Origin of the sequence: Streptomyces sp. NBC_00341, assembly GCF_041435055.1 — a bacterium.
GTDB lineage: Bacteria > Actinomycetota > Actinomycetes > Streptomycetales > Streptomycetaceae > Streptomyces.
The window spans coordinates 6,568,389-6,581,533 of the sequence record NZ_CP108002.1 but is presented as its reverse complement, the minus strand read 5'-3'; the positions used below and the strand labels follow the sequence as shown (position 1 = coordinate 6,581,533).

Annotated in this window: 12 protein-coding genes; 7 read left to right on the top strand and 5 right to left on the bottom strand. The window is 72.5% G+C overall.

The genetic code is table 11. The features are described 5' to 3' along the window. Window positions 1–198 precede the first annotated feature (198 nt). A complete protein-coding gene (locus OG892_RS29750; RefSeq protein WP_073739131.1) occupies window positions 199–1,638 on the bottom strand; it encodes a gamma-aminobutyraldehyde dehydrogenase in 1,440 nt (479 codons plus the stop codon). Window positions 1,639–1,801: 163 nt separating this feature from the next. Here OG892_RS29750 and OG892_RS29745 point away from each other — a divergent pair, with 163 nt between their 5' ends. The 5 genes from OG892_RS29745 (at window position 1,802) to OG892_RS29725 (ending at window position 6,015) form a co-directional block, all read left to right on the top strand. Continuing rightward, on the top strand, window positions 1,802–2,308 hold the full coding sequence (locus OG892_RS29745) for an Lrp/AsnC family transcriptional regulator (protein WP_073739130.1): 507 nt from the start codon (window positions 1,802–1,804) through the stop codon (window positions 2,306–2,308). After that, window positions 2,293–3,672 (top strand): aspartate aminotransferase family protein, encoded by a 1,380-nt coding sequence (locus OG892_RS29740; RefSeq protein ID WP_073739129.1) that lies wholly within the window; start codon window positions 2,293–2,295, stop codon window positions 3,670–3,672. Before OG892_RS29745 ends, OG892_RS29740 begins: the two co-directional genes overlap by 16 nt. Before the next feature lie 255 nt (window positions 3,673–3,927). Continuing rightward, a complete protein-coding gene (locus OG892_RS29735) occupies window positions 3,928–4,665 on the top strand; it encodes an ABC transporter ATP-binding protein (RefSeq protein WP_073739128.1) in 738 nt (245 codons plus the stop codon). Beyond that, window positions 4,647–5,831 carry a hypothetical protein gene (locus OG892_RS29730; RefSeq protein ID WP_371630716.1) on the top strand — a complete coding sequence of 395 codons (1,185 nt, stop codon included), beginning with the start codon at window positions 4,647–4,649 and terminating at the stop codon, window positions 5,829–5,831. The genes OG892_RS29735 and OG892_RS29730 overlap by 19 nt, the downstream gene beginning before the upstream one ends. A 55-nt stretch (window positions 5,832–5,886) precedes the next feature. Then, a complete protein-coding gene (locus OG892_RS29725) occupies window positions 5,887–6,015 on the top strand; it encodes a hypothetical protein (protein WP_371630715.1) in 129 nt (42 codons plus the stop codon). 24 nt (window positions 6,016–6,039) lie between these two features. Here OG892_RS29725 and OG892_RS29720 read toward each other — a convergent pair whose 3' ends face one another. Both OG892_RS29720 and OG892_RS29715 read right to left on the bottom strand, forming a co-directional pair. Further along, window positions 6,040–7,200, bottom strand: coding sequence for a glycosyltransferase family 4 protein (locus OG892_RS29720; RefSeq protein WP_328865256.1), 1,161 nt, complete (start codon window positions 7,198–7,200; stop codon window positions 6,040–6,042). Beyond that, a complete protein-coding gene (locus tag OG892_RS29715; protein ID WP_328865257.1) occupies window positions 7,125–8,402 on the bottom strand; it encodes a glycosyltransferase 87 family protein in 1,278 nt (425 codons plus the stop codon). Before OG892_RS29715 ends, OG892_RS29720 begins: the two co-directional genes overlap by 76 nt. Window positions 8,403–8,544: 142 nt before the next feature. On the opposite strand from OG892_RS29715, the gene OG892_RS29710 reads away from it, so the two are divergent. Together OG892_RS29710 and OG892_RS29705 are read left to right on the top strand one after the other, a co-directional pair. Next, window positions 8,545–9,765: a sensor histidine kinase gene (locus tag OG892_RS29710; RefSeq protein ID WP_371630714.1), complete on the top strand. Its 1,221-nt coding sequence runs from the start codon at window positions 8,545–8,547 to the stop codon at window positions 9,763–9,765. Next, window positions 9,759–10,460 carry a response regulator transcription factor gene (locus OG892_RS29705; RefSeq protein WP_073739123.1) on the top strand — a complete coding sequence of 234 codons (702 nt, stop codon included), beginning with the start codon at window positions 9,759–9,761 and terminating at the stop codon, window positions 10,458–10,460. Before OG892_RS29710 ends, OG892_RS29705 begins: the two co-directional genes overlap by 7 nt. A 10-nt stretch (window positions 10,461–10,470) precedes the next feature. On the opposite strand, the gene OG892_RS29700 is transcribed toward OG892_RS29705, so the two are convergent. Beyond that, entirely contained in the window at window positions 10,471–11,496 is a 1,026-nt protein-coding gene (locus OG892_RS29700; RefSeq protein ID WP_073739122.1) for an ABC transporter ATP-binding protein, read from the bottom strand. 13 nt (window positions 11,497–11,509) lie between these two features. Next, window positions 11,510–13,123, bottom strand: a complete 1,614-nt coding sequence (locus OG892_RS29695) for an iron ABC transporter permease (protein ID WP_073739192.1) — start codon at window positions 13,121–13,123, stop codon at window positions 11,510–11,512. Between the last annotated feature and the right edge of the window lie 22 nt (window positions 13,124–13,145).

The following is a 13,145-nucleotide window of genomic DNA, read 5'->3' as shown; positions in this document are numbered from 1 at the left end:
GGGCAATGGACCAACCGTCCAGCGGTGGCCGCCCGCCGCGCACACCCTGTCGAGGGCGGGCGGCCCCCGCGAGCGCGGATACCGCCCCGGCAGGCACGGATACCCGCCCCCGGAGACACGGATACGGCCCCCGGGCACTCGCACAGTGCGCCCGCGGGCCGTATCCGTATCCATGGAGCGAGGGTCCGCCGACGGGTGTCAGCCGTCGAGGGAGGTCATGACGTGCTTGATCCGGGTGTAGTCCTCGAAGCCGTACGCGGAGAGGTCCTTGCCGTAGCCGGACTTCTTGAACCCGCCGTGCGGCATCTCGGCCACGAGCGGGATGTGGGTGTTGATCCACACGCAGCCGAAGTCGAGGTTCTTGGACATCCGCATGGCACGGGCGTGGTCCTTGGTCCACACCGAGGAGGCCAGGGCGTACTCGACGCCGTTGGCCCACTCCAGCGCCTGCGCCTCGTCCCTGAACGACTGGACGGTGATGACCGGGCCGAAGACCTCGTGCTGGATGATCTCGTCGTCCTGCCTGAGGCCGGAGACGACGGTCGGGGCGTAGAAGTAGCCCTTCTCGCCGACGCGGTGGCCGCCCGCCTCGACCCTGGCGTGGGCGGGGAGGCGCTCGATGAAGCCGCTGACCTGGGCGAGCTGGTTGGCGTTGTTGAGCGGGCCGTAGAGCACGTCCTCGTCGTCCGGCTGCCCGGTCTTCGTGTCGGCGGCGGCCTTGGCCAGCGCGGTGACGAACTCGTCGTGGATGGACTCGTGGACCAGCACCCGGGTGGCGGCCGTGCAGTCCTGGCCGGCGTTGAAGTAGCCGGCGACCGAGATGTCCTCGACGGCCTTGGCGATGTCGGTGTCCTCGAACACGACGACCGGCGCCTTGCCGCCGAGCTCCAGGTGGACCCGCTTGACGTCCTTCGCGGCGGACTCGGCGACCTGCATGCCGGCCCGGACCGAACCGGTGATGGAGGCCATCGCGGGGGTCTTGTGCTCCACCATCGCACGGCCGGTGTCGCGGTCGCCGCAGATGACGTTGAAGACGCCCTTGGGCAGGATCTGCCCGATGATCTCCGCGATCAGCACGGTGGAGGCCGGCGTGGTGTCGGACGGCTTGATCACCACGGTGTTGCCCGCGGCGAGCGCCGGGGCGAACTTCCAGACGGCCATCATCATCGGGTAGTTCCACGGCGCGACCTGGGCGCAGACCCCGACCGGCTCGCGGCGGACGATGGAGGTCAGCCCCTCCATGTACTCGCCGGCCGAGCGGCCCTCCAGCAGCCGGGCGGCACCCGCGAAGAAACGGATCTGGTCGACCATCGGCGGGAGTTCCTCGGTGCGGGTGAGCCCGACCGGCTTGCCGGTGTTCTCCGACTCGGCCGCGATGAGGTCCTCCGCGCGCTCCTCGAAGGCGTCCGCGATCTTCAGCAGGGCGCGCTGGCGCTCGGCGGGGGTGACGTCGCGCCAGGCGGGGAAGGCCGCGGCGGCGGCTGCCATGGCGGCGTCGACGTCGGCGGCACCGGAGAGCGGGGACGTCGCGTAGACCTCTTCCGTCACCGGGTTGACCACGTCGATGGTCCGCCCGTCGGCGGCGTCGCGGAACTCTCCGTTGATGTAGTTGCGCAGACGGCGCACCTCGGTGGTCACAGCCGGCCCTCCTGCTCTGAAGTCCAATGGGTGAGACGCCCAGCGTAGTCGCACGGGTAACGCTTTCGACATACCCAACCGCCGTGAACTTCGGATTCAGTGAGATTCGGGTCTCTCGACAACGAATTTCATCGATTGAGGGTTGCGAGACAGACGAGTCCCGGTGCACAGTGGCTCCGTGGCCAGCCGCAGCGCAGACTCCAGGACCGGGAACGGGTCGTCCTCAACGGTCGATGCCGTGTCCCTCGCAATCATCGAACAGCTCCAGGAGGACGGGCGTCGTCCGTACGCCGCGATCGGCAAGGCCGTCGGCCTCTCCGAGGCGGCCGTGCGTCAGCGCGTCCAGAAGCTGCTCGACCAGGGCGTGATGCAGATCGTCGCCGTCACCGATCCGCTCACTGTGGGATTCAGACGGCAGGCGATGGTCGGGATCAACGTCGAGGGCGACCTCGATCCCGTCGCGGAGGCCCTGTCGGCCATGGCCGAGTGCGAGTACGTGGTGATGACCGCGGGCTCCTTCGACCTGATGGTGGAGATCGTCTGCGAGGACGACGACCACCTGCTGGAGACGATCAGCAAACGCATCCGGGCCATTCCCGGAGTGCGCTCCACCGAGAGCTTCGTCTACCTCAAGCTCAAGAAGCAGACCTATATGTGGGGAACCCGATAGCCGTGAGCAAGGACCTCAGCCGGACCGCGTACGACCACCTGTGGATGCACTTCACCCGCATGTCGGACTACGAGAACGCGCCCGTTCCCACCATCGTGCGTGGCGAGGGCACCTACATCTTCGACGACCAGGGCAAGCGCTACCTCGACGGGCTGTCCGGCCTGTTCGTGGTGAACGCCGGCCACGGACGTCACGAGCTCGCGGAGGCCGCCTACAAGCAGGCGCAGGAGCTGGCCTTCTTCCCGGTGTGGTCCTACGCCCACCCGAAGGCCGTCGAACTGGCCGAGCGCCTCGCGGACTACGCCCCGGGCGACCTCAACAAGGTCTTCTTCACCACCGGCGGCGGCGAGGCCGTCGAGACCGCGTGGAAGCTGGCGAAGCAGTACTTCAAGCTCAAGGGCAAGCCGACCAAGTACAAGGTCATCTCGCGCGCGGTCGCCTACCACGGCACCCCGCAGGGCGCCCTGTCCATCACCGGCCTGCCGGCGCTCAAGGCCCCCTTCGAGCCGCTGGTGCCCGGAGCGCACAAGGTGCCGAACACCAACATCTACCGCGCCCCGCTCTTCGGCGACGACCCGGAGGCCTTCGGCCGCTGGGCCGCGGACCAGATCGAGCAGGAGATCCTCTTCGAGGGCGAGGACACTGTCGCCGCCGTCTTCCTGGAGCCCGTGCAGAACGCGGGCGGCTGCTTCCCGCCCCCGCCCGGCTACTTCCAGCGCGTGCGCGAGATCTGCGACAAGTACGACGTGCTGCTCGTCTCCGACGAGGTCATCTGCGCCTTCGGCCGGCTCGGCACGATGTTCGCCTGCGACAAGTTCGGCTACGTGCCGGACATGATCACCTGCGCCAAGGGCATGACCTCGGGCTACTCCCCGATAGGCGCCTGCATCATCTCGGACAAGCTCGCCGAGCCGTTCTACGAGGGCGACAACACCTTCCTGCACGGCTACACCTTCGGCGGCCACCCGGTCTCCGCGGCGGTCGGCCTCGCCAACCTCGACATCTTCGAGCGGGAAGGCCTCAACCAGCACGTCCTCGACAACGAGAACGCCTTCTTCACCACGCTGCAGAAGCTGCACGACCTGCCGATCGTCGGCGACGTCCGGGGCAACGGCTTCTTCTACGGCATCGAACTGGTCAAGGACAAGGCCACCAAGGAGACGTTCACCGACGAGGAGACCGAGCGCGTCCTGTACGGCTTCCTCTCCAAGGCGCTGTACGAGAGCGGCCTGTACTGCCGGGCCGACGACCGGGGCGACCCGGTCGTCCAGCTCGCGCCGCCGCTGATCTCCGACCAGTCCACGTTCGACGAGATCGAGTCCATCCTGCGGTCCGTCCTGACGGAGGCCTGGACGAAGCTCTGACCGATCGCTCGACCGGCTGATCGAGCGAGCCCGGCTTGACCACCGCTTGACCCTCCACGGACGGTCCCTCAGCGGTCATTTCATACGGTCCACGCGGCCCGGATGCGCCCAATCGAGTGGGAAGAAGCGCACCCGGGCCGCGTGCTGTGCGCACACCGCGGTCGGAATCCTTACGGTGCCGAGTGACCGATCGGCCCTCTCTTCGTTCCCCCGTACGGGGGAACGGGATATCTGATCTGAACCGAGGTGTACGCCATGGTGGCCCCGCCGGACAACGACGTGATCTGGGCGCGCTCCCTGCACCACTCCCACAACGGCTCACCCGCGCTCGGCGGGGTGTCCCTGGGGATCCGCGACGGCGAGATCCTCGCCGTGACCGGCCCGCGCGGCAGCGGCAAGACGACCCTGCTGCACTGCCTGTCCGGTCAACTGGTGCCCACCGAGGGGGAGGTGTGGTTCAACAGCGTCCCCGTCCACACCATGGGACCCCGGCTGCGCGAACGGCTGCGCCGCGACAAGTTCGGCTGGATCGCCCCCGAGCCGCAACTCGTCCCGGAGCTGACCACCTGGGAGAACACCGCCCTTCCGCTGCTGCTGCGCGGCGCCTCGCACCGGGAGGCCAAGAAGGCCGCCATGGAGTGGCTGGAGCGCCTCGACATCGGCATGTGCGCCAGGAAACGGCCGCACACCCTCCAGCAGAGCCAGCGGCAGCGGATCTCGGTGGCCCGCGCGCTGGCCGCCGCCCCCGCGGTGATCTTCGCCGACGAGCCCACCGCGACCCTGCACCGCACCGACCGCACCCATGTCCTGCGCACCCTGACCAGCGCGGCCCGCTCGCACGGCATCACGGTGGTCCTCGCCACGCACGACGCGGAGATCGCCGCCCTCGCGGACCGCGCGGTGCCGCTGCTGGACGGGCGCCGGGTCGCCACGGTCAAGCCGGTCGCCGGGACCGACACGGAGGGCCGCGCGGCGTGCTCGCTCTCCGTCTAGCCCGCGGCTCCCATCCCCTGGTCCTGGTGCGGCGGCTGCTGGTCGCGGCCGCCTCCGCCGGGGTCGGCTTCCTCCTGCTGTGCACCCTGGGCTACGCCTCCGGCCACCCGGCGCACTCCACCGGTTCGGTGCTGCGGCTGCTGTGGTGCTTCGTGCCGCTGGCCGCCACCGTGCAGTTCGCGGTCGCGGTGGCCCGGACCGACCCGAGCACCCGCCCGCGCCCCGGACTGTCCGCCGTGGGCCTCGGCCCAATCCGGCTCAGTGTGCTCGCCGCGGTCTCCACCGCCGTCTCGTGCACCCTCGGCTCCATGGTGGCGCTGCTCTTCTTCCTCCACCTGCGCGGCGACATCTCCGGGCTGCCGTTCGACGGCGCGGCGGCCGGGCTGCTGGGCGCGGACGCGTCGCTGCCGCTGGCCGCCGTCGTGGTCCTGCTGACCCTGGTTCCGGCCGCGGCGGCGACCGCGAGCGCGCTGGCGCTGCGCACCAGTCCGGTGCGGGCGGCGGGCGTGCAGGACGGTGCGCGGGACCTGCTGCCCGAGGAGCAGGTGCCGGCCCCGGCCGCGCCGCCTGCCGGGCTGCCGTGGGGCGTCGCCCTGACGGCAGCCGGCCTCGCGGTCGAGGCGTACGCGAGCCGGGGTTCGTCGGGCAGCCCGTTCCCGCTCCCCGGAAAGCTGGACTCCACCCCGGCCTGGGTCCTGGTGGGCTGGACGCTGACGGCGATCGGCCTGGCCACGGCGGGCCCCGGGCTGACCCATCTCGCCGGACGGCTGCTCCAGACGGTGCGCCCGGGAGCCGTACGGCTGCTGGCGGGCCGGGTACTGATGGACGAGGCGCGCCGGATCGGCCGCCCGCTGGGCGTCGTCTGCGCGGTGCTCTCGGCGGTCATCGCGGCCTTCGCCCTTTACGGGACCGGCCCCCGCCCCTTCGGGCCGCTCACCGCGCTCGGCGCCGTACTCGTCATCGGCTGCACGACGGCGACGCTGCTGACCTCCGCGCTGGAGGCGAAGCAGGCCCGCGCGGAAACCGCCCGCGCCCTGCTGCGGCTCGGCGCCCCGCCCTCGGCGCTGCGGGCCGCGACAGCACTGCGTGCGGCCGCGCTGCTCCTGGTCTTCGCCCCGCTGACCTGGGCGATCGCGGAGCTGGCCGCGCTGCCGCTGACCGGCTGAGCGGCCGGCGGGACGACATCGAGGCGCCCGCCCCGCCCGTCCGCAGCATGAGGCCGTGGAGCACCCGGACGAGAGCATTCCCGCACCCGGCGGCGAGATCGAATCGCTCGCCGAATTCGACGAGGTGGTCGACGACACGGTGGAGAAGGCACCCGGGGAGCTCGCCCGGCTGTCGGTGACGTAGCCGGGCGCGCTCTGCGGACACCGTTCACCGCGCATCGCCGTCGGGCCGTCGCGCGCCATCGGCCAGCAGCCCCGCCAGCCGCTCGTACGTCCCTTCCCAGCCCCACTCCGCCCGTACCCGCTCGCGCCCCTTCGCGCCCATCGCGGCTGCGGTGTCACGGTCCTGGAGGAGGCCGATGAGCCGGGCTGCGACGGCCGGCACGTCCCGCCCGTCGACCAGATGGCCGGTCACCCCGTCGCACACCGTGTCGGCCGCACCGCCCGAGTCTCCGGCCAGCACCGGCAGTCCCGCCGCGGCGGCCTCCAGGAACACGATGCCGAGGCCCTCCACCTCCAGGCCCCGGCGCCGGGTGCGGCACGGCATCGCGAAGACATCGGCCGCCGCGAAGAACTCCGGCATCGCCGCATGCGGATGCCCGCCTGCCAGGACGACCGCGCCGGCGAGCCCGGCCGCGGCCGCCGCCCTGCGCAGCGAGCGCGCGCCGGGACCGTCGCCGACCAGCAGCAGGGTCGTTCCCGGCACCGCCCGCCTGACCTCGGGCAGCGCGCGAACCAGCACGTCCTGGCCCTTGCGTGGAACGAGTCGCGCGGCGCAGAGGATCACCGGCCGGCCGTCCAGCCCGTACCGCCGCCGGACCGCGCTCTCCCCCGGGCGGGCCCGGAAGGCGTCGGCGTCCACCCCCGGCACCAGGCGCACCATCCGGCGCGCGGCCACCGGTCCGAGGGCGGCGGCGATCGGCAGCCGGGTCGCCTCCCCGAGATGGGTGACGGTGTCCGTGACCGCCCCGATCCGCCGCAGGAGCGACCGGGCGCCCGGGGTGCGCGCCCACCACACCTCGTGGCCGTGGGTGGTGGCCACGATCCGCCGCACCCCGGCTTCCCGGCGCAACCGGTCCGCCATCAGGGCCAGCGGCGCGGCCGCGCCGAACCAGACCCGGTCGCAGCCGTACCGCCGGGCCAGAGCGGCCGCCCGGCCCGCGATGCGCGGCGTGGGCAGCAGCATCCGGGCCCGGTCCCGGATCACCGGGTACGGCAGCGCGGCGTCGTACGCGGCGGCCCCGGGCTCGGACGAGGTGTAGACGACCACGGAACCGGCGGGAAAGCGGCTGGTCATCGCATGGACGAACGTCTCGATGCCGCCCTGCCGGGGCGGGAAGTCGTTGGTGACGACGAGAGTGCGGGCCATCGGGGCGTTCCTTCGGGTTCGGGCCGGGCCGCTGTGCCGTGCTGCGACACGGCCCAGACAGCGAGGACCAGCGGATATACGAGGTAGCCGAATCGCGTGGCGGGCATGAGGGCGGTGGCGAGGCCCAGCCCGAGAGCCAGCCGCAGTGCGGCGGCGGGCGGCGTTCCCGGTGGCCGGACGACCAGCGAACCGGCCAGCGCCAGGGCGCAGCAGAGGAGCAGCACGAGGGCGGCGGTCCGGCCTCCGGGCAGCCCGGCGGCGAGCAGGTGTCCGGGGAAGGGGCTGGCGGCCGGTGACACGGCGTCGGTCAGGCCGAGCGGGTAGCCGACGACATGCGTGCCGAAGGACGCCGGATCACGCAGTGCTGCCGGGAGCACGAGTACGGCGGTGGTAAGCACCGCCACGAGTGCGCAGCGCAGCGGCGATCCGCGGCCGGCGGTGCCGCTCCGGCGCATCGACATCAGGAGCACGACGACCACCGGGAGCGCGGGCCAGGCCGTCCACTTGAGGGCCGCGGCCAGCCCCGTCACCAGTCCGGCGGCGACCGGCCGGTCCCGTCCGGCCAGTGAGAGGCCCAGGCACATGAGCCCGGTCACCGGAAGATCGACGCCGCCCACCGCCAGCGGCAGGGCGACGAGGGGGCAGGCGGCCAGCGCGAGCAGCGGGGGGCGCCTGGCGCAGAGTGAGAGTGCCCCGAGGAACGCGGCTCCGGTCCACAGCCGGGGATCGGTCAGCGGGCCCGCGCCGAAGAGGGCGTGCGGAATCCCGAAGACCGCCATCGCGGGGAGGTACGGATCGAAGTCCGCCACCGACACGGGGTCGGGGGCGTACGGAGAACCGGTCGTCAGCAGCGACTGTGCCGAGTGCGCGACGACTTCCACCTCCAGCTGGGCCCGACGCATGAGCACGAGGACCAGCAGCGGCAGCCCCACCGCACCGATGGCCGCGAGCGCGGCCGCCGTACGGTGCCGCCCGCGGGCGGCCGGCCAGACCGCGCCCGCGTATCCGACGGCGGCCGACGCACCCCAGATCCGGTGCGGGGCGAGTCCGGAGCACAGCGCGAGGAGCAGGGCCGCCGCAGCGCAGCCGGCCCACCCGGCAGCGGCGGGAGCGGGGCCGGGGCCGAACAGGGCCGCGCGGACTCCGCGTTGCGAGGTGGATACGGTCTCCGCTGCCGCCGCGGGACCTGCTGTGACGTCCATGAACCGAGGCTAGGAACGCGGCAACCACGGCACGTCACACCGGAATCCGGTGTTCGTTCTCAACCCGTGGCATGAGACGCGACGGGGAATTCCACCCCTGCTCCGATGCGCCGGCAGGCCCCCGTGCCGAACAATCCTGGGTATGAACAGCACGATCACGCCCCGCGCCCGGGTCCAGCGGTTACGCCTGTGGGCGCGCCGGTGGGCGGCGGCACCCGCCTACCCGTGGCTGACCGGGGGCGTGCTGACGCTGTTCGCGACGGGGGAACTGATCGCCGTTCCGGGGTCGGTGATCACCACGTTCGGGGTGCTGGTCTGTACGGCCTCCCTGATGTGGCGGGTCACGCGGCCCGCCGTCGGCTTCCTGACCGTCGGCGCGGCCCTGCTGAGCTTCGGGACCGACGGCAACATGGCCTACGCCACCGTGGCCGGCACCCTGATAGGCAGCTACACGCTGGGCCGCCATCGGGTGCAGCATCCGGCCCTGCTCGTCTTCGGCGGTGCGCTGGCCTCGCTCACGGTCAACCTCGTGCACATCGACCGCTGGGCACGCGCCGGATCACCGGGGCTGCCCGTGATCCAGGGCACCGACCGGTTCAGCCTCGGACTCTACGCCGAGACGCTGGCCCTGACGGTGGTGATCCTGGGGGCCGTGAGCATGGGGGACGCGGTGCGCGCACGGGAGGAGGCACGCAAGGAACGGGCGGCAGCCCAGTCCAGACTGCTGGTGATGGAGCGGCGGCAGGCGGCGGAGGCGGAACGAGCCGCCATCGCGAGGGAGTTGCACGACATGATCGCCCACTCCGTTTCCATGATCGCCGTGCAGGCGGAGGGGGCGACCTACACCACCCCCGGGCTGTCCCCGCAGGCCAGGGACGCCTTCCAGCAGATCGCGGGGACGGCGCGTGCGTCGATGAGCGAGTTGCGGCGGATGCTCGGTGTGCTGCGCACCGACCGGGAGCCGGGTACGGCGACGGCCCCGCAGCCGACCCTGGCCGGGCTGGACGACCTGGTGAAGCAGCACCGGGCGGTGGGGGGCATGGCCGAGCTGCGGATCAGCGGTGAGCAGCCGGAGCTGCCACCCTCCTGGGAGTTTTCGGCCTTCCGCATCGTGCAGGAGGCGCTGACCAATGTGCGCCGCCACGCGCCGGGGGCTCGGGCGGTGGTGGAGCTCGTCTACGGGGGCGGTCTGCTGGCCGTGCGCGTCGGGGACGACGGGCCGGGGCCGCGCGGGCCGCTGGCCGAGGGCACCGGCCACGGGCTGGTCGGGATGAACGAACGGGCGGCGCTGCTCGGTGGAAGGCTCACCGCGGGCCGGGGCCCGGCCGGCGGATTTCTCGTCGAGGCGGAGCTCCCGTGGTGATCCGGGTGATGGTGGCCGATGACCAAGCCGTCGTACGGACCGCGTTCGCCGGGCTGCTCGCCACCCAGCCGGACATCAAGGTGGTGGGCGAGGCGGAGGACGGGACGGCGGCTGTCCGGATGGCCGCCGAGCACCGCCCCGATCTGGCGCTGCTCGACATCCGGATGCCGGGGCTGAACGGCATCGACGCGGCGCGCGAGATCATCACCGGCTCCGGCGGTGCGACCAGGGCGCTGATGCTGACGACGTTCGGGCTCGACGAATACGTGTACGACGCGCTGACGGCGGGGGCCAGCGGGTTCCTGCTGAAGGACGCGACGTTCCCCGAACTACTGCACGCGGTACGGGTGGTGGCCGACGGCCAGGCGCTGCTCTCCCCGGACATCACGGGCCGGCTCATCGCGGAGTTCACCCGCCAGCGGGTCGCCGCTCCGCCCGCGCGCTCCGTCGACGGCCTGACCGGCCGGGAGGTGGAGGTGCTGGTGCTGATCGCCCGGGGCCTGTCGAACGCGGACATCGCCGACCGGCTCACCATCACCGCCCACACGGTCAAGACCCATATCAACCGGCTGTTCGCGAAGATGGAGCTGCGGGACCGGGCCCAGGCGGTGATCCTGGCGTACGAACTGGGGCTGGTCGTGGCCGGGACCAGGGCGGGCGGGACACGGGCGCCGGGGCCGGGCGCCGGCCGGTGACCGGTGACCGTCAGAAGACGGCGGGCAGCACGACGCTCTCCGCCGCGTCGAAGGTGACCCCGACGCGCGCGCCCTCGTCCGGCGTGCTGTTCAGCGGGCACTCCGCGTCCATGACGGGGCCGTGCTCCGGGTGCAGCTTCACGGCGACGTGGTTGCCGCGGAAGGTGCGGGCGGCCACGGTGCAGCGCAGGCCGTCCTCGGGGGCGCCGATCAGGACACCGGCCGGCCTCACCAGCAGATCGCAGGCCCCCTGCGGTGATCCGGCGGGCACCGGGACCTTGCCCCAGTCCGTGTCGGCGGCCTCTCCGGTGACCGTCGCCTCCACCACGTTGTCGAAGCCGAGGAAGCGGGCGACGAAGGCCGACGCGGGATGCTGCCAGACCTCCAGCGGGGTGCCCACCTGGGCGATGCGTCCGTCGCGCATCACGACGACGCGGTCGGCCAGCGCGAAGGCCTCGCCCTGGTCGTGGGTGACGGCGAGCACGGTCGTGCCCAGGCGGGCGAACAGGGTGCGCAGTTCGACGACGAGGCGTTCACGCAGACTGCGGTCCAGCTGGCCCAGTGGCTCGTCCAGCATCAGCAGCCTGGGCCGGGGCGCGAGCGCGCGGGCCAGGGCGACGCGCTGCTGCTCGCCGCCGGAGAGCGCGGCAATGGCCCGCCGCTCGGCGCCGGGCAGCCCCACCAGATCGAGGAGTTCGGCGACCTTGCGGTTTTGCTCGCCCCGGCCCACGCCGCGCATCCGCAGCCCGAAGGCGACGTTGGCGCCGACGTCCCGGTGCGGGAACAGCTGGTGGTCCTGGAACATCAGGCCGAGCCCGCGCCGGTGCACCGGCACCCCGGCCTGGTCCGCGCCGTCGAGCAGGACCCGCCCGCCGTCCAGGTGCTGGAGACCGGCCACCACCCGCAGCAGCGTCGATTTCCCGCTGCCGCTCGGTCCCAGCACACAGACGATCTCGTGGTCCGCGACCTCCAGATCCACCGCGTCCAGCGCCGTCCGGTCGCCGAAGCGCACGGTGGCCGATTCGAGTGTCAGCATTGAGTCAGCATCCCTAGAACTCTCCGGATCGGTCGGTGCGGATGCGTTCGAGCAGCAGCAGCGACACCGCGCACACGAGCATCAGAATGGTGCTGAGGGCCATCGCCTGGCCGTAGTTGAGATCCCCGGACCGCCCCAGCAGCCGCGCCACGGCGACCGGAAGCGTCGGGTTGTCGGGCCGCGCGATGAACACCGTGGCGCCGAACTCCCCGAGCGAAACGGCGAACGCGAAGCCCGCCGCCACCAGCAGCGCCCGGCGCACCAGCGGCAGATCCACCTCTCGCCAGGCCCGCAGCGGCGAGGCGCCGAGCACCGCGGCCGCCTCGCGCAGCCGCCCGTCCACCGCGCGCAGGACCGGCAGCATGGTCCGTACGACGAACGGCACCCCGACCAGCGCCTGGGCGAGCGGCACCAGGATCCAGGAGGTCCGCAGATCGAGCGGCGGCTTGTCCAGGGTGATCAGGAATCCGAAGCCGACGGTGACGGCGGAGACCCCGAGGGGCAGCATCAGCAGCGCGTCGAAGCCCCTGACCAGCCGCCCGGCCCGCCTGGTCAGCGCCGCCGCGGCCAGGCCCCCGACGACCAGCGCGATGGCGGTCGCGACCAGGGCGTACCGCAGCGAGTTCCCGATCGCTTCGAGCGGGGCGACCAGGAACGTACCGCTGTTCGCGTCCGCCGAGGCCAATGCCCGGTAGTAGCCGAAGCCGTGGCCACCGGGCAGGTCGAGCGAGCGCTCCACCAGGATGGCGAGCGGCAGCAGGATCAGCACCAGCACGGTCAGCAGGACGCCTCCGAGCAGCGTCCACTGGCCCGCGCCGCGCGGTCTGCGGGCCGTCTGTGCCGGGTCGACGAGCTTCAGCGCCGTCTCCCGGCGTCGTACGGTCCAGGCGTGCACGGCGAGGATCGCGCCGACCGCGGCGAACTGCACGAGGGTGAGCACGGCGGCGGTCGGCAGGGCGAGCAGCTGCGCGGTCTGGCGGTAGATCTCCACCTCCAGCGTGGAGAATCCGGGGCCGCCGAGGATCTGGACGACGCCGAAGGAGGTGAAGGTGAAGAGGAAGACCATCAGAGCGGCCGCCGCCACGGCGGGGGCGAGCGCCGGGAGCGTCACCCGCCGCCAGGCGGCGAACCGTCCGGCGCCGAGCACCCGCGCGGCCTCCTCCTGCCGTGGGTCGAGCTGCGACCACAGCCCGCCGACGGTGCGCACGACGACCGCGTAGTTGAAGAAGACGTGGGCCAGCAGGATCGCCCACACCGTGGTGTCGAGCCGGACGCCCCACAGGTCGTCGAGGAGGCCGCCGCGCCCCAGCAACGCGAGGAACGCGGTGCCCACGACGACGGTCGGCAGCACGAACGGCACCGTGACGGCCGCCCTCAGCAGCTGCTTGCCCGGAAAGTCGAACCGGGCGAACACATAGGCACCCGGCAACGCGATCAGCAGGGTCAGCGCGGTCGAGGCGAGCGCCTGCCAGAGCGTGAACCAGAGGACCTCGCGGATGTCCGGCCGGCTCAGCACCTCGGCGAAGCGCCCGAACTGCCAGACCCCGTCGGCCTTGAGCCCCCGCCCGACGATCGCCGCGACGGGGTAGGCGAAGAACACCGCGAAGAAGGCGACGGGCACGGCCATCAGACCGAGCCGCACCGCGCTC

Bases quoted from the DNA above. Each gene is read 5' to 3' on its own strand.
- OG892_RS29735 (WP_073739128.1), top strand. From the start codon at position 3,928: ATGGTGGCCCCGCCGGACAACGACGTGATCTGGGCGCGCTCCCTGCAC.
- OG892_RS29720 (WP_328865256.1), bottom strand. From the start codon at position 7,200: ATGGCCCGCACTCTCGTCGTCACCAACGACTTCCCGCCCCGGCAGGGC.
- OG892_RS29715 (WP_328865257.1), bottom strand. From the start codon at position 8,402: ATGGACGTCACAGCAGGTCCCGCGGCGGCAGCGGAGACCGTATCCACC.
- OG892_RS29710 (WP_371630714.1), top strand. From the start codon at position 8,545: ATGAACAGCACGATCACGCCCCGCGCCCGGGTCCAGCGGTTACGCCTG.
- OG892_RS29700 (WP_073739122.1), bottom strand. From the start codon at position 11,496: ATGCTGACACTCGAATCGGCCACCGTGCGCTTCGGCGACCGGACGGCG.
- OG892_RS29695 (WP_073739192.1), bottom strand. From the start codon at position 13,123: ATGGCCGTGCCCGTCGCCTTCTTCGCGGTGTTCTTCGCCTACCCCGTC.